18 protein-coding genes are annotated in these 16775 nt (G+C 36.2%); 10 read left to right on the forward strand and 8 right to left on the reverse strand.

Features of this window, described 5'->3' with window-relative positions:
• The first annotated feature begins 6 nt into the window (after positions 1-6).
• Positions 7-906 (forward strand): LysR substrate-binding domain-containing protein, encoded by a 900-nt coding sequence (locus tag D9K81_RS03355; protein ID WP_120373229.1) that lies wholly within the window; start codon positions 7-9, stop codon positions 904-906.
• A 351-nt stretch (positions 907-1257) separates the two neighbouring features.
• On the opposite strand, the gene map is transcribed toward D9K81_RS03355, so the two are convergent.
• Entirely contained in the window at positions 1258-2052 is a 795-nt protein-coding gene (gene map / locus D9K81_RS03360; RefSeq protein WP_120373230.1) for a type I methionyl aminopeptidase, read from the reverse strand.
• Positions 2053-2412: 360 nt separating this feature from the next.
• Here map and brnQ point away from each other — a divergent pair, with 360 nt between their 5' ends.
• Together brnQ and D9K81_RS18630 are read left to right on the forward strand one after the other, a co-directional pair.
• Complete coding sequence (gene brnQ, locus D9K81_RS03365; protein ID WP_120373231.1) at positions 2413-3705, forward strand: branched-chain amino acid transport system II carrier protein; 1293 nt, start codon at positions 2413-2415, stop codon at positions 3703-3705.
• A 690-nt stretch (positions 3706-4395) separates the two neighbouring features.
• On the forward strand, positions 4396-4641 hold the full coding sequence (locus D9K81_RS18630; RefSeq protein ID WP_120373232.1) for a hypothetical protein: 246 nt from the start codon (positions 4396-4398) through the stop codon (positions 4639-4641).
• A 179-nt stretch (positions 4642-4820) separates the two neighbouring features.
• On the opposite strand, the gene D9K81_RS03375 is transcribed toward D9K81_RS18630, so the two are convergent.
• Positions 4821-5285, reverse strand: a complete 465-nt coding sequence (locus D9K81_RS03375) for a hypothetical protein (protein ID WP_120373233.1) — start codon at positions 5283-5285, stop codon at positions 4821-4823.
• Positions 5286-5407: 122 nt separating this feature from the next.
• On the opposite strand from D9K81_RS03375, the gene D9K81_RS03380 reads away from it, so the two are divergent.
• On the forward strand, positions 5408-6274 hold the full coding sequence (locus D9K81_RS03380) for an alpha/beta hydrolase family protein (RefSeq protein WP_120373234.1): 867 nt from the start codon (positions 5408-5410) through the stop codon (positions 6272-6274).
• Between the two features lie 813 nt (positions 6275-7087).
• Here D9K81_RS03380 and D9K81_RS03385 read toward each other — a convergent pair.
• The 3 genes from D9K81_RS03385 to D9K81_RS03395 all read right to left on the reverse strand — a co-directional run bounded on the left by D9K81_RS03385 (position 7088) and on the right by D9K81_RS03395 (position 10124).
• Positions 7088-7303, reverse strand: a complete 216-nt coding sequence (locus D9K81_RS03385) for a hypothetical protein (RefSeq protein ID WP_120373235.1) — start codon at positions 7301-7303, stop codon at positions 7088-7090.
• Positions 7304-7511: 208 nt separating this feature from the next.
• Positions 7512-8906: a class II fumarate hydratase gene (gene fumC / locus D9K81_RS03390; RefSeq protein ID WP_120373236.1), complete on the reverse strand. Its 1395-nt coding sequence runs from the start codon at positions 8904-8906 to the stop codon at positions 7512-7514.
• Between the two features lie 210 nt (positions 8907-9116).
• Positions 9117-10124: an NAD-dependent epimerase/dehydratase family protein gene (locus D9K81_RS03395; RefSeq protein ID WP_120373237.1), complete on the reverse strand. Its 1008-nt coding sequence runs from the start codon at positions 10122-10124 to the stop codon at positions 9117-9119.
• A gap of 416 nt (positions 10125-10540) precedes the next feature.
• Here D9K81_RS03395 and D9K81_RS03400 point away from each other — a divergent pair, with 416 nt between their 5' ends.
• Positions 10541-11101 (forward strand): lipocalin family protein, encoded by a 561-nt coding sequence (locus D9K81_RS03400; RefSeq protein WP_120373238.1) that lies wholly within the window; start codon positions 10541-10543, stop codon positions 11099-11101.
• A 560-nt stretch (positions 11102-11661) separates the two neighbouring features.
• On the opposite strand, the gene D9K81_RS03405 is transcribed toward D9K81_RS03400, so the two are convergent.
• Positions 11662-11829: an acyl-CoA thioesterase gene (locus D9K81_RS03405; protein ID WP_407923617.1), complete on the reverse strand. Its 168-nt coding sequence runs from the start codon at positions 11827-11829 to the stop codon at positions 11662-11664.
• Positions 11830-11960: 131 nt separating this feature from the next.
• On the reverse strand, positions 11961-12230 hold the full coding sequence (locus tag D9K81_RS03410) for a hypothetical protein (RefSeq protein ID WP_120373240.1): 270 nt from the start codon (positions 12228-12230) through the stop codon (positions 11961-11963).
• 964 nt (positions 12231-13194) lie between these two features.
• Here D9K81_RS03410 and tusD point away from each other — a divergent pair.
• From tusD to D9K81_RS03430, 4 genes are read left to right on the forward strand one after another with little or no spacing between them, the layout of a single operon-like run.
• Positions 13195-13563 (forward strand): sulfurtransferase complex subunit TusD, encoded by a 369-nt coding sequence (gene tusD / locus D9K81_RS03415; RefSeq protein WP_120373241.1) that lies wholly within the window; start codon positions 13195-13197, stop codon positions 13561-13563.
• 44 nt (positions 13564-13607) lie between these two features.
• Complete coding sequence (locus D9K81_RS03420) at positions 13608-13958, forward strand: hypothetical protein (protein ID WP_120373242.1); 351 nt, start codon at positions 13608-13610, stop codon at positions 13956-13958.
• 11 nt (positions 13959-13969) lie between these two features.
• Positions 13970-14254 (forward strand): hypothetical protein, encoded by a 285-nt coding sequence (locus tag D9K81_RS03425; protein ID WP_120373243.1) that lies wholly within the window; start codon positions 13970-13972, stop codon positions 14252-14254.
• 13 nt (positions 14255-14267) lie between these two features.
• Positions 14268-14579 carry a TusE/DsrC/DsvC family sulfur relay protein gene (locus D9K81_RS03430; RefSeq protein WP_120373244.1) on the forward strand — a complete coding sequence of 104 codons (312 nt, stop codon included), beginning with the start codon at positions 14268-14270 and terminating at the stop codon, positions 14577-14579.
• 67 nt (positions 14580-14646) lie between these two features.
• Here the strand turns inward: D9K81_RS03430 and D9K81_RS03435 are convergent, their stop codons facing one another.
• Entirely contained in the window at positions 14647-15129 is a 483-nt protein-coding gene (locus D9K81_RS03435; RefSeq protein ID WP_120373245.1) for a winged helix-turn-helix transcriptional regulator, read from the reverse strand.
• A 346-nt stretch (positions 15130-15475) separates the two neighbouring features.
• Between D9K81_RS03435 and D9K81_RS03440 the strand changes: the two genes are divergently transcribed.
• Positions 15476-16699, forward strand: a complete 1224-nt coding sequence (locus D9K81_RS03440) for an OmpP1/FadL family transporter (RefSeq protein ID WP_120373246.1) — start codon at positions 15476-15478, stop codon at positions 16697-16699.
• Positions 16700-16775 lie beyond the last annotated feature (76 nt).

Here is a 16775-nt window from a genome sequence, read left to right on the forward strand (position 1 = left end):
ATAAACATGCTGAGTGATTTGGATGATTTTTATTGTTTTGCCCAAGTGGTAGAACATGGTGGTTTTAGTGCTGCAGAACGTGCCACAGATATTCCAAAGTCCAAACTTAGTCGACGCGTATACAACCTTGAAGAACGCTTAGGGGTTCGACTGATTCAACGTAGCTCACGCCATTTCGCAGTGACTGATATCGGTATGAATATTTACCGTCACGCTCAAGTCATGATGAATGCCGCTCAAGCTGCTCACGACTTAGTCGATCATTTAAGTACAGAACCACGTGGTGTCATTAAACTGAGCACACCTGTGTCCATTGCACAAAATGAAATTGCACGCATCCTACCTAAGTTTTTAAAAAAATATCCCGAAATTAAAGTTCAAATGATTGTGACCAATCGTCGTGTAGACATTATTAATGAAGGTTTTGATTTAGCCTTACGTGTACGTGATAACTTAGATGATGATCCGAACTTGGTCTTACGTAAATTTGAAACCATTGAGCAACATCTCTTTGCCAGCCAAGCCTATTTAAATGAGCATGGTGACTTAAAACATCCAAGTGAATTAACACAGCATCAAATTTTAAGTATGTCCGATGAGCATTTAGATCAAAATATTGTGCTTCACAATGAAGAAAACCAACAAATTAAGATTCGAGTTAATCCGACAGTACTAGGTTCAGACCTGAGTATGCTAGCTGAGCTTGCTCGACAAAATTGTGGAATAACTTTATTGCCCGACAGTGTTGTAAAAACACATTTAAATTCAGGTGCATTGGTTAGAGTACTGCCAACATGGAAAGCGCCACACGGTATATTCCATGCAGTTTACCCTTCACGCAGAGGCCTGTTACCTGCTGTGCGCGTATTCATTGATTATTTAGTTGAGCAACTAAGCAAACACTAATCATCGCGATACCTTATCAATTACTCATATCTTTACTTAAATACTTTATTGACTTTGTATCGAGGATTGATAAAGTTCAGCGCAAAAAAAAAAAGCTTACCCTAAGTGTAGAGTAAGCTTGAAATCAGAAACTACAGCTAATTTCTTAAAACAAGGATAGACCAAAATACATCCAATAATAAATCTTTTTTAACACTAAAAAAGACTTGATGAGAAACTAATCTCATTGTTTTTAAATCTATTTTTTCATATAAATTATAGCTAACACCTATAAAAGTAGCATTTCAGCATAAACTTTAGACCAAAGTCTAAAATTTACGAAGATCTACCACGATTGTTAAGCCTGTATATTTAGATTTCTGGATAAGATCCATAGCCTTCTGGCCAAGGTGACAATAATTCAAAACCGTCATCAGTAACTGCAACCATGTGCTCCCACTGTGCAGACAATGATTTATCCGCGGTCACTACACCCCAGCCATCTTTAAGCTCTTTGGTTCGGGCTTTACCTGCATTAATCATAGGTTCAATGGTAAATACCATACCTGTTTTAAGCACAACACCTTGGCCTTGTTGACCATAATGCAACACACTTGGTTGCTCATGATAAACCTTACCAATCCCATGACCGCAGTATTCACGCACTACTGAATAGCCTTCACGATGTGCAACAGATTGAATGGCATACCCCACATCACCCAATGTTGCGCCAGCTTTAACCGCATGAATACCTGCAACCATCGCCTCGTAAGTGGTCTCGACCAAGCGTTTTGCTTCAGGTTTAATTTGACCGACATAGTACATTCGGCTGGTATCACCAAAATAACCATCTTTAATAATCGCAACATCAATATTAATAATATCGCCATCTTTTAAGATAGTTTCAGCAGACGGAATACCGTGACACACCATTTCATTTGGTGAAATACAGGTTGTTTTGGTATAGCCATAATAGCCAACATTGGCAGGAATCACTTTTAAAGTATTCACAATGAAGTCATTACACAGATCATCTAAATACTCTGTTGTTACGCCTGGCTTCACATGCTCCCCAATCATTGCTAAAACTTGCGCAGCTAAACGTCCTGAAATACGTAGTTTTTCTAAATCCTGCTCGGTTTTAATCGTGATACTGGAAGCTTTCATTACATCATCCTCAAATTCGATACAAAAGAGTATAGACCTTTTTACAGCATTTTGTTTTTTATGCTGGGTTTTAGGGTATTCAATTTACATAATGCCATTGCAAAATAGCCTATTTTGTAATCAAAAAATTCATAGCCTGTTAATTTTTTTTCAATAATAAACAAGCCAGCTTGATTACATTCACTTTTAAATATATTCCGTATAATCAAATGTATAAATTAAACAACATTTGATCCTTTAATATATTAATATTAAATATTATAAAAAATATTCATCAATGAAATAAAATATTTTGCAAATCAAAATTTACCTGCTTTAAAATTACCGACTTCTATTGGCTAGCCCATCTCCCTTTTACTTATGACAAATCTCCGTACAAGAGATATTGTTGCCTTAGGTTTTATGACCTTTGCCCTATTTATTGGCGCTGGTAACATTATCTTTCCACCGATTGTGGCACAGCAAGCCGGTGAACATGTATGGTTAGCTGCTTTTGGTTTCTTAATCACAGCAGTTGGCTTACCTGTAATCACCATTATTGCTTTATCTCGCGTAAATGGTTCTATTCAAATTTTAAGTTCACCTCTTGGTAAGGCAGCCAGTATTTTACTGACCGTTGTCTGTTACTTAGCGGTAGGACCATTATTTGCTACACCACGTACCGCAACTGTTTCTTATGAAATTGGTTTCTCGGCTTACTTTGGCGACTCTTCAAATACTTTGATGATTTATAGCATCATTTATTTTGCCTTAGTCACGATTGTTTCATTGTATCCAAATAAAATTTTGGACACTGTAGGCTTCTTCCTTTCGCCACTTAAAATTTTAGGTTTATTTATTTTAGGTGTGTCCGCGTTCTTTATTCCAGCTGGTCTCATCCCACCTGCTGTAGGTAACTATGTTGCAAGTCCTGTATCTGAAGGGATTGTGAATGGTTATTTAACCATGGACACTTTAGGCGCTTTAGTTTTTGGTATTGTCATTGTAAAAGCAATCACATCACGTGGTGTAACTGACAGCAAGCTCATTACCAAATACGCAGTCATTGCCAGCATTATCTCAGGTATTGGCCTAACACTGGTTTACATTAGTTTATTCAAACTCGGTATGAGTAGCCACGATATCGCTCCAAATGCCACAAATGGTGCAGTGATCCTACATGCATACGTGCAGCATGCTTTTGGTGATATGGGCGCTTACTTCCTTTCTGCAATGATCTTTATTGCATGTATGGTTACTGCTATTGGCCTGACTTGTGCATGTGCTGAATATTTCTCAGAATTAACTAAAATTCCATACAAAGTATTTGTATTTATTTTGGTTGGCTTTTCATTGGTGATTTCAAACTTAGGTTTAACCAAATTAATTGCGGTTTCTGTACCTGTATTAAGTGCGATTTACCCACCTGCGATTGCCGTTATTTTATTAAGTTTCTGTGCTAAATTTTTCAATAACCCTTCTCGAATTATTGCACCTGTAACTGGCGTAGCACTTTTATTTGGTATTGTTGATGGTATTAAAGTTGCTGGTTTTTCAGAACAACTTCCTGTCTTTTTACAAAATTTACCGTTAAATGAACAGAATCTTGCCTGGTTAATCCCATCAGTCATTGTTCTTATCATTGCATTTGTGATTGATAAAGTAAAAAACTAAGCTTTCTTACTTTAATGGAATAAAATCAAATTTTTACCCAAAATTCGATTTTAACAATGACCAATAAATGTCATATTTTATCCAAATATGCTTTTATTCGTCTTCCCATTCGTTTCTGCAATGTTATGCATCGCTGAAGGTTATCCAGCACTATTTTATATGCTTCGCGGTGTAATTCATAAATTCAATCAGGCAGATTAAATCTAACTCATTAATAGCACAGCAATACGAATAGCGATACCTTAGTACAACATAAATCCAACAAAAACACGCACTTATTGATTTTTAGCTTTGCTATACTATATAACTTTAACCATTAAGCAATTTTATATCAGCTTTAGTGATCTCTTAATCGCATCCAGCTATGATTCCAAACAAGAACTGGTCCGTATTTTGCTTAATTAAGCCATAACCAAGCTATTTTGCCCTGTTTTAGACCATGCAAAATCACTGGTTTTTTAGAAGTATCCAACAGTGTAAAAGCGCTCATTTTTTAAATGCATGTAATAAAATCTGTTGAATATTTAAACAATCTCACTATATACACGAATTTCGTGACTTAGCATGTCAATATGACAAAATAATGACATCTACTATTGAAATACACTCAAAATCACAGTAAAACTGTAATTGAAATCCAGACTAAAACATTCAAGTTTTAGTACTAACAACAAAAAAGGAGGGATGGAGATGTTATCTATACATTTCAACAAGCAATTCTTCATTAACGCTCTAAAGGCAAATAAGAACATGGTGACATTTGTCAGCACAACTTTTGCCCTCATGTTGACGTTATTAATACAAGGCCTTATTCATGGCAATTTAAAGCCTGAATATTTCATGTATGCAATCATTGTCTCGTGTGCTTTTTTTGTTTGGGCTGTCGTGGACCAAAAATATCGTCGCAGTACTTCTTCTCAATATTTCAAAGATTGAAAGGTGGATGACTCCGTCATCCATCTTCAATCTAAAGATAGTAATAATAATAAAAATTCCAACATCCCTTCAAATATCAATTTCTCAATATCATTTAAATACTTAGTTGAATTCTGCTTAATCTTGCTCTTAGATTATTAATATCTTTAGATTCAATGTATTCATATCAGATACAATTTTTAGTTTAAAAAACGTAGCATGGTGCCTAACACCAACAAAAATGTCGCACCTAATTCACCAATAACAAGTAATAGCATCGCCAAACTCATACACCATGTTGGTAAAGTCCAATGTGCACCTAAACGATGCGGTGTTTTAAATTGATTCGTCGTGTCTTGTAGGGCTCCATGCAAGACATAACTCAGAATTGAAAAACTAAAAAAGACCAAATTTACCCAAACGCATAATAAATTTATCCACTCTGGAAACTGGGAAAAATAAGCCAAAACCGCCAAAATTAGCGATGCAGGTGCATATAACAAACTACTCCGATGCGCGATATCTACATAATAGTGCGCTCTAGCCTGTGCCGAATTTCGGATTTGCCAATATTTCCAAACACCTGTAAGCATTCCCACCCATAAAAAAACTCCACTAAATACAATTGCGGATTGCACCGAAACAGGTAATAGCACATCATTCATTCAAATTGTCCTTATTTTATTTTGATCTTCCAACTGACTTTAAAGTCACTTATTTAACAAGTTTCTTTTTGGAACTCGTGTAAATTAAATTATCACTCATCTTTTATTAATGGCTTTTCATCATGTCTCAAAATGAAAAACTCCCTATTCTATGTAAAGATGGCTATGAATTAGCTGCACGCTTTTACGCACAGACCAACACTAAAAAACCAAATTTACCTGTTTTAATTTGTCCAGCCACAGGCATTACAAAACAGTTTTATCATCACTTTGCCCTTTGGCTCAGTGAGCAAGGTTTTGATGTCATGGTATTCGATTTCAGAGGCATTGGCGAATCACTACACGGTCAACTTAAAGACTCGACAGCTAGTATTGTTCAATGGGGTGAGCTAGATATTCCTGCTGCCATTGATGCGCTTTTACATAAAACGCAGGCCCAACAAGTCTATTTATTGGGACATAGCGCAGGCGGTCAGCTTATGGGAGTAAATGCGAATCATCATAAAGTTGCTAAAGTGGTGGCTGTATCTGGCTCAACCGGTCATATCAAGGGCTTAAAAGGTCGCACTAAAATTCTGGCACCCATTATGTTTAAGGGAATATTCCCTATTGCGCGTTTAACATTAGGCTATGGACCGACCAATGCAATTGGCATGGGTGAAAATTTACCTAAAGACGTTGCACGTGAATGGGCTCAATTCTGTTCAAAGCCTGGCTACATTATAAATGCTGTAGGTAAGCAGATTCATGAGGACTTCCATGCAAAAGTGCATACTCCAATAACTGTACTTTGGTCGTCTGATGATGAAATTGCTACAGAAGCAAATGTAAAAGATTTGCTACGCCTTTACCCAAATGCAAGTACAGATATGATTGAGCTTAAACCAGCCAACTACGGCCATAAAATGATTGGTCACATGCTGATGTTTAAAAAGTCACATCAAAACCTCTGGCCACTGATAGCTAATCAATTATTAGTAGCATCATAAGACCTCTAGGCAAAATTAAAGCTATCTTGTCGAGATGAAATCTACGATACAAAGACTTAATAAAAAGCTCATTTAATTATTTAAATGGGCTTTTTAGAGCAGATGCAAAATCAATCACTACTTGGCATCTATTCTCATTTTATTTGGACATTTTTTCTGATTCTGCATTAAATGAGACCATGCAAAGCTGTGAATGATTGTTTATGAATCTCGAGACTTGAAGTGAATAGCCACCAAAATTCTAGAGAAGCAAAGCTATGGATCGGTCTATATCTGATGTAATACTACAATCAGATACGACCACATCAATTTAACGATGGTGTCAGTCCGTATCAGGCTGAATAAAAACTTGAATCTGTGCCCAAAATTTGTTGATCACTAGAGAGCTTTCAAAATTTATTAAGTATGAATATAACGATCATTTCTTGATTTATGAAAGATATATATTTTTCCATAGTCATGACTGCTCAACCTTGTTGTGCATATTAATTTAAAAAATGAGTAAATTTGATCGGGCCAAGTTTTGAAAATCCTAAAAACAAAGAACATAGTAAACTTTCTTAATCAAGAATAAATTATATTCTTTCATTTGTAGTTGTCTTAAATTTTTTTAATGCTAGGCATACAATTTGCCAACTAATTTACAGTGCAACGCATAGCCGAATAGCATGGCCAATAAACTTTATAAGATGTCATTTTTTGAAATATGTGCTTTAATATACGCAGTATGAGATGAGCCTTATATGAGTATCACGAGAGTGATACGACTAGCCCCTTAACCATAGGGGCTTTTTAGTGTCTAAAATTTAACAATTATTCAATATCAAAAACCCAGTTATGTGCTTGTCTATCTGTCGTGGTTTCACACACATAGTAGTCATGATCCCACGCATCTTGGTTGAAAATTTCTTTTTTAAAGTAAGTAATTTGCTTACCATTTTCTACACAAGTAAAACTGTCACCTTGGTCTTTCACTTGAGTTCCATTTAGAAAGCCACCAATGCACAGAAATCGAGTTTGTTTAGGCATCTTTACATCAAATTTTAAATAAAACGTTTCTGTAGATTAAACCGTTTATCTATTTCACTGTAAAGCGATGGATGCTTTTTGCTAAATCAATTTTTGAAGATAAACTAAATATAAATTCACGCCATAAAAAAACCACCGATAAAAGAGCTAAGCAATCTATTATCAGTGGTCTAGGATTTTGTACTTATAGCCTAAAAGGCTTTAATACCTATTGAGTATTGGGTGAAACCATTTGTTCTGGTCGCACCACTTCATCAAACTGTTGCTCTGTCACAAGGCCTAATTCAACTGCAACTTGCTTTAAAGTTTTACCTTCTTTATAAGCCGTTTTAGCCACTTTAGCTGCATTTTCATAACCAATGACTGGGTTTAAAGCCGTGACTAACATCAATGAATCATGTAAAAAATGATCAATTTTTTCTCGGTTTGGCTCAATCCCTACAGCGCAATGGTCATTAAAACTATTACAAGCATCGCCCAATAATTGGATAGATTGTAATAAGTTAAATGCAATGACTGGCATAAACACGTTTAACTCAAAGTTGCCCGAAGCACCTGCAATATTAATGGTGGTATCGTTACCCATCACTTGTGCAACAACCATAGTCATCGCTTCACTTTGAGTTGGGTTTACTTTACCTGGCATAATGCTTGAGCCAGGTTCATTTTCTGGAATTCTAAGCTCACCAAAACCACAACGTGGACCACTTGCTAACCAACGAACATCATTGGCTATTTTATTTAAACTTGCAGCTAATGTTTTTAATGCACCAGAGGCAAAAACTGCAGCATCTCGTCCTGCTAAAGCCTCAAATTTATTGGGTGCTGTTACAAAGTTCAGACCCGTTAAATTCGCCAATTGCTCTGCAGCCTTCACTGCATAATCAGGATGAGCATTTAAACCAGTACCTACAGCTGTACCGCCCAATGGCAGTTCATACAAACCTTCTAAAGCTTGATGTAAACGCTTTAAACCATGATCTAACTGTGACACATAACCACTAAACTCCTGACCCAATGTAAGTGGTGTCGCGTCTTGTAAATGTGTACGGCCAATTTTTACAATATCTGAAAATTGTTCAGATTTTGCCTGCAAGGTATTACGTAATTGAGTAACCGCAGGAATAAGAAGTTCATTAATTTGCAAACTTGCAGCAACATGAATTGCAGTTGGGAATGAGTCATTGGTCGATTGTGCACGATTCACATGGTCATTTGGATGAACTGGCTTTTGTGAACCCAAAGCATTACCCAGCTTTTGATTCGCAATATTAGCAATCACTTCATTGCAGTTCATGTTACTTTGCGTACCAGAACCTGTTTGCCAAACGACTAAAGGGAATTGCGAATCCCACTGCCCAGCCATCACTTCTTCAGCAGCACCTACAATATATTGCGCCAATTCTTGTGGAATTTGATTCAACTCCGCATTGGTTAATGCAGCTGCTTTTTTTACCAGTCCCATCGCACGAATCATTGGTCTAGGTAAGCGTTCTGCACCAATTTTAAAATTTTGTAGGCTTCGCTGTGTTTGCGCTCCCCACATTGCTTCGCTTGGTACTTCAACCTCACCCATCGTGTCATGTTCAATACGTGTTTGCATGTTACAACCCTATTTCCTTGTTTAAGACCTTGGCTTTAGCTAATGAAACAACACTCTGCTATGGCTAATTTGAGTGTATGAAATTACCAAACAAATGTAAATAAGAATCAATATCAACTGTTGTGCTTTTTACAATAGGTTTGATCTGAAAATTAGATCTTGCGTGACTTTTTCACTTAATTTGATGTTGTGAATGTTGAATATCTAATGTTATTGGCCGCGTAAAATTTGCTGATAAAAATTCCACTCATCTTTGAGCATTTGTTGCAAACTCCGCACGGGTTTCCAGCCCAAAACTGCTTCTGCCTTGCTAATATCTGCACCTAAACGGTCTAATTCTTCATTCGGATAGTAACTCGATTCAACTGTCCGGATTGTCGTTTGTGTTACCTCTGCAATTTCATCTAATAATTTTTGTATAGAAATCAGCTCGCCCGCAATATTAAAGGCTTCACACGCCTGTTGCTGTTGGCTCAGCCACTCCAAACTTTTACCAATTGCATGGCAGGCATCTAAAACGTGTAAAAAGCTTCGCTCATTGGTTTGATCATCCGTATTTGCGTGTTTACGTAGCTCTATATAGTCGCGTTGCATGGCACCAGCTTGCATGGCTAAAGGCACAATATTTTTGGGTAATGGCATGACAAATTCACCCAAAACACCTTGCTCTAAGGCACCCGCAATATTAGACAAGCGTAAGATCGCGATCTTCCATTCACTGTCTGTACGAGCAGTATCTCGTATAATTTCTTCAACCATTTGTTGCGATTTAATATATGGATTTGGATAAGCGTACTGAAATTCCATATCCTCTTTTAAGTGCGCTGAGGATTTTCCATATACGGCTAAGCTCGATAAATGCACCAAGGTACGCACACCAGTACGTTGCATAGCACGCATTAAACTCATAATACAACTGACATTATCATTATAATATTCTAAAGGTTTGAGCACAGATTCTTCGAGTGATTTAAACCCTGCAGCATGCACCACAGCACTCACAGAGTACTGCTCAAATACCTTATTTAAAGCAGGTGTATTACGGATATCAATTTTAACAAATGGCACATACATGCCAGAAATAAATTCCAAGCGCTCCAAAATTTGTAAATTTGCATTTGATAAATTATCAACAATAATGACCTCTTGTCCTTGCGCTAAAAGACTTAAAGCAATATGTGAGCCTATAAAGCCTAAACCACCCGTGACTAAAATCATTGTTTATAAACTCCACTTATAAATCAGTAGGATATGTATTATTGGTGTTATTTTGGTGCTATCTCTAACTTATCCTTCAACTCTAAAAAACGAAGAAACTAGCTTAAGATTTCTCTTCAGCTGGCTAATCTTCAAGAAAATTATAGTTATATCTTAGCGTTTAAAAAAAAATCATTTGTTGCAGTTATGAATATCAACTGTATTTGCTTTATGACAAAAAGACTGCCATTAAGTCGATCTCCACTCTGAGCAAAGCTAATTGATTCGTTGGTTATAATTTAAATTGAGGAAGGTACAACTACCTTGAAATACTAAACTATGATTTAAGATCAAATACTTAATACATAAAAAAAACAAAATCGGATGAAAAGCAATTTATAGTAATCAATTCACTTTAAAATTAAAGTAGGCTTTACATGAATTTAAAAAACCGAAAGCTCCTTTTAGTGACTGGAGCTGTTTTAATTTCTGGCTCTTTACTTTCAACAGCAAATGCCAATACGGCTGATGTTCAAGCTGTATCTCAAATTGATCTAAAACAGTATTTGGGTACTTGGCATGAAATTGCACGTAAACCCCTCTACTTTCAAAATAAATGTGATTACAACGTCACTGCAAAGTACTCACTTAATGATAATGGCAATGTAAAAGTTGACAATAGTTGTTATAGTTCAGATGGTAAGTTGAACCAGTCGATTGGCGAAGCTTATGTACAAAATGCTCCAGCCAACTCAAAACTCAAAGTCAGCTTTTTACCCAAAGCTATTCGTTGGTTACCTGTAGGCCGTGGTGATTACTGGGTTTTAAAAATTGATGATAATTATCAAACCGCGTTGGTTGGCTCACCCAATAAAAAATATCTTTGGGTCCTCAGCAGAACTGCCAATCCAGACCAAGCAACGGTAAATGAATACCTTAATTATGCAAAATCTATAGGTTTTGACCTGTCTGATTTGATTAAAACAAAACATAAATAATATGCCAAAGCCCTCAAATGAGGGCTTTACTTTTTGCAAGTTGTAGCTGAACTATAGTCTTTTGATTCTTCTCATAAACTCAAATTGTAACAAGATAGAATGCTATACCGAGTATATTTAATACTTTTCATAAAGAATCTTTAACTCAATAGCAGAAGTATAAATGAATACATAAAACGTCCTTCACAACTGATATGCTCTATTATTCTAATTTTGCATTATCTTCCCGCAATATTTACACTATTGCCAATAATGATGAAAACTTCATAAATCATAATGCCTTATATTATTGGAATTCTAATCTTAATCTTTATTGCATATCACTATAGACTGGATCAAGCATCAGGCATCGGTGAGTATTTTCTCTATATTGTCATTTTATCCATCGTGATTCTCATCAGAGTCGCGTGGCGTGTGCTGAACTAAAGCTGAGATTTCATGTTTTAAAAGCTGTGTCATGAACAACTTAATGCGACATAGCTTTAAATTTTGTTTTATCGGTGATGCTTGGTCTAAGCTAAAACCACCAATAAATACTCTCACTATGCGATGCTCAGTATTTATTTCGTTCTAAACCGTCTCATCTGCCATTCACGACGTAAGAGACCTAGAGCCTCTTTACGCTCTATAATCTGCTCTTCTGTATAAGGCAAATATTCAAGTAATACAGCCATATTAACTGTGCTGTTTTCAATTAAATAAATGTCTTGTTCCGTTGTCCAAGTCAATGCTGAAATCATTTTCTTTCGGCAGGGTCTTTTCATACCCTCTATTTTAGCTGATTTAGAAACATACAAAAACAGCGATATTTAGCATAGAGGGTAAGTAAATCATTTCGACATCATTCCAATTGTAAAGCTCAATGTATTTGCTTAACCACCCAGTCTACAAACTTATGCTTATCAAAAAATTCTGGTGCTGCATTAGCAACAATACATTTTTCAATATTGTTAAATATACCCTGAAATTCTAGTGATCTATGTGCTTGAAAAGTTGCATCTACCCCTTCATGCAATGCTTTAAAAAACATTGAAAGCTGCATAAATCGGCTTTTTGCATCCAGTCCTTCAAACTCAGCCACAAAATTATATATTTGTTCTACAACTAGTTTTGGTGTTGAATTCATCATTGCTATTCTCATCTTGTTTTATAAAAAACTACCATAAGATTATATTTATGCAACACATTATTATAACTAAATCATTATTTATTATAGATTTTTAACAATAATTAAGCTTTATTAAGCTAGTGTTTAGAGTATTTACTCATATTTTTAATGTTTAAGTAATGAGCTTTAAAATGAGCAATGCAACATTAATAATGTTCAACACCTTTTGATCTAAAATCACGATTTAAAATCAATAGATCACATAAGCACACCGAATAAAGCGATTGAGATCACAGCAAATTCTTTTGATTAATCCAATCTAAAATGCATCTTTATAGAATTATTCAAATTCTCTATGAAAAGAGTTTTCATGCCATCAAGTCATCGTAGATTGACAAGCGCATTCATTCCACTTAAAAAAATGCAAAACATTGGAAAGTAAAAAATGATTTCAGTAGATGCAAATGACTCACTTCGAACAGCTCAATGCTTAGACAGGACATACAGAAAAATGGTCAGGCAATACCCTGCAAACTTTGATCGAAATCAGAATGCATTGCACAATATTATGAGGTGATAAATACTGTTCAAGAAATTTAGTAGCTCATTGGGCGACTCATACACAGGTAGCTGTATTAAATAAATTTAATTTTCAATAACCTATTAAATTTTATTTTTTAATCCCTTAATAAAGAAAGCCGTAAATTCTGTCCAGTTTCAATAAAGTATAGTTACTTTATGCAATCAATTATTGTTCATTATCTAAGTTTAGATTCATATTTCATATAATGAAAAAAAACATCGCTTTAGGCAAATTTTCTAAAAAATTAAATTTGATAAATTCATATCATCTTAAATTTATTTTTAGTCATAATTTTAAATATGCGTCCATTTAAAATTATGCTAGTGCAGATTATTGTATAATGTCTTTTTCTTATGAAATCTAAATTCAGTTGCATTTGCAGCTCATTTTTGCAGTGAAAGTATGAGTACCTTATTACTAATTACCTCCTCTCCAAATTCTATACATGCATGGCATGCTTTAGGTCTGGCGCAAGCATTGCATCGTAAAAACGAAGCCTTTCGGGTTTTTTTCTATCAAGACGGTGTGACTGTTGCCAATATGTTGCAGTGGGTGCCAGATGACCAACGTAACTTGACTAAAGAATGGCAAAATCTCGAGATTCGTTTACCTGTGTGCGTGAGCGCAGCGCTGGCACGTGGCATCACTGATGAAGAAAATGCCCAACGTCATAATATTCAGCATTACAATCTTGCTGAAGGCTTTGAGTTAGTGGGATTAGGTGAACTTGCGGATGCGGTTCAATCTTCAGAACGTCTCATTCAATTCTAATGAATATTACTGACGTAATTTGCTGTATTTAAAGGGTTTACCGTGTGAAAAAAGTACTCGTTATATTAACTCAAGCTAACTTAAGTAGTTTGCAAGTGCATGAAAGCCTTTCTGCGACTATGGTTTTGGCTACTTTTGGCAGTGAAGTAAAAGTGCTTTTACAAGATGCTGCATTAAGTTTATTGGCTTCTGATATAGAATTTAACCAAATAAAACATGCATTTAAAGTTGCATCAAATATGGTGGATAGCTTCGAATTTTATGACTTAACCCCAGTTTTAGTTGAAAACAAAAACCAAAACTATCATTGGGTACAAGCAACAGAACAAGAGCTTGAGTTTGTTGAACTCAATGCAACGCTTATTCAGCAATTTGACCATGTTTTGTATTGGTAAGGAATGATACTATGACGACTTCTACATTATTTTTAGTTCAGGCCAGCTACGCAAATACACTATCAGTATTAGAAAAATTGCAACAAATGGCAACGTCAACAGATCGTATCGTGCTGATGGGTGATGCAGTCATGCATGTAGCCCACCCGATGCTTGCAAATTTTTCATGTGCGATTTTAGCTACAGAACTAGCATTAATACCTGCTGATAGCACGTTGGAGCATATAGCCATATTGGACTATACGCAATTTGCAGATCTATGCCTTCAATACAACCGTGTTGTAACTTTAAAATAAGTGATGATTTAAAATGAATTTAGCCTTGGACCAAGACGGCCATTTAGTCGATTACACCATTTGGAATGAACAGGTTGCTCAAGAGCTGGCAAAATCTTTAGATTTAGAATTGACGGATTGGCACTTTGAAATTTTACAAGCTGTACGTCAGTTTTACCAACAATTTGGACACTCTCCTGCAACACGTCCTCTAATTAAATTTCTCATGAAAACGGTTAGCCCAGATGTAAACAATGCAATATTGCAGGAAAAATTTAATACAGGTTTGGTTGCAAGACATCTGAGCCGCTTAGCAGGTGTGCCAAAGCCTGCTAATTGCCTTTAATTTAATCAAATTACTAAAGCATATAAATTAAATGTGTGAAATCAAAAAAAGCGCCTAAGGGCGCTTTTCACACAGCCTGATTAAGCTGGTTCAGCTTTGTATAATAGGCTTCTGTAAAAATAGCTTTGACTTGCTTCGCATGTAAAACTTCGCCACATTCTGAACAAACCATTAAGGGTTTAAAGACCTGCCCGCAACGTTTATGCACATATTGAACTGGCGAACCCAGCCCTTCGTCCATCCATTTATCTGCCCAAGTATTCATGGCCATTAAGAGTGGGTACAGTTCTAAGCCTTTTTCGGTAAGTCGATATTCAAAGCGCTCCTGCCGATCCATATACGGCGTTTTCACTAAAATTTGATGCTCGACCAAACGCTTTAGACGATCAGACAATACATGCCGAGTTAAGCCTAGGTTTTCTTGAAAATCATCAAAACGGTGCATGCCTAAAAATGAATTGCGAATAATGAGTAAAGTCCAGCGATCACCCACGACTGATAATGCCCGAGCGATGGAACATGGTTGATTACCAATTTCTTCCCATTTCATGAATTTGAACCTTTAGCAACTTAAGTCTTACACGCGTATGCATACTTTTGGTATTCATACCGCTCTTTTATAGCATGATTGTGCGTGGCAATACATCTGGTCGTGATGAATATCCATATTCATAGCTAACGATATACATGTGTATTTTTAGGACAAACAATCCAACGCTAACGATCGAAACAATGTTTAGATAATCATTTTAAAACAAAAACATGTAAAGCATTATGTATTATTTTTATTCATTTTTTGATTAATAATTATTTTATATACATCTGTACTTTTTTAAATATTATGTTATTTTTCCATCAATTTTTTTCTACTTTGTCATCTCTTTGACCTGCCTGCTATGAAACTTACGACGCTTCAATCTGCCATTTTACTTAGTGCATGTACTAGTCCTATGGCTTTTGCTGGTGGCTTAGACCGCTCTGGTCAATCTATTTCTGCCTTTTTACAGCCTGGTAATTACTTTGAAGCAGGCATTTCTGTGCTTGACCCTTCTGTTTCAGGTCAAGACAAAAATGGCAATACGGCCAACAATATGGCCGGAGATTACTATTTCCCCAGCACGGCGTTAAAAGTTCAAGCGACAGACCATATTTCATTAGGTTTACTATATGACCAACCTTATGGTGCAGATGCAGAATATTCAGGGGAAAATGCGTTTGTCTCTGGCGCCAATATTGCGCCTTTAGGCATTTCTGGCGGTACAGAAGTTACAGTTAAAACGCAAAGCTTGTCATTGCTTATGGGCTACCAACCCAATGAAAATTGGAACCTCTATGCAGGCCCTGTTTACCAATCTGTCAATGGTGATGTGAAATTACGTGGCGCATTATTCTCTGTTTTAGATGGTTATAACCTCGAAACGGGTAATGACTATTCATGGGGCTGGTTAGCAGGCGTTGCTTATCAAATTCCTGAAATTGCTTTAAAAGCATCTTTAACATATCGTTCTGAAGTCGAACATAAAATTGATGCGAAAGAACAAATTGATTATGCACGCATTGCATTAAAACCGTATGTGACAGCAGGTCAACTCAATTTAAGCACCAACCCTGTTGATACATTTACCTTTTCTACACCGCAATCTGTGAACTTAGACCTACAGACTGGCATTATGGCCAATACCATTGCCTTTGCGAATATTCGCTGGGTAAACTGGTCTAACTTTGTTGTACGTCCTTTTAAATTGGGTCAAGTGAGCCAAGCAACTGGCCCATTGGTTGGCAAACCAAATGGTTACAACCTCATTGATTATAAAGATGATCAAATTTCTGTAAATGCAGGTGTTGGCCGTAAGTTTAACGATAAATGGGCTGCAAACCTTTCTGTAGGTTGGGACTCTGGCGCAGGTAATCCTGTTACTACACTTGGCCCAACAGAAGGTTACTGGTCTGTAGGTACAGGCGTACGTTATAGCCCCGCAAAAAATTACTTTATTGGCGCAGGTATTAAATACTTCTGGTTAGGTGATGCCGATGCCGTAACAGGTGCACATACTGAAGCTGGCCGTTTTAGTAATAACCATGCTGTAGGTTATGGTCTAAATATTGGCTATAGTTTCTAAGTTTAGATCAAAAACAAAAAAGCCTCTGTTCATCAGAGGCTTTTTAATTGTATTCATAAGGAATATGCCCGACTCA

It is taken from the genome of Acinetobacter chengduensis, from assembly GCF_003664645.1.
In the GTDB taxonomy this organism is placed as follows: Bacteria; Pseudomonadota; Gammaproteobacteria; order Pseudomonadales; family Moraxellaceae; genus Acinetobacter; species Acinetobacter chengduensis.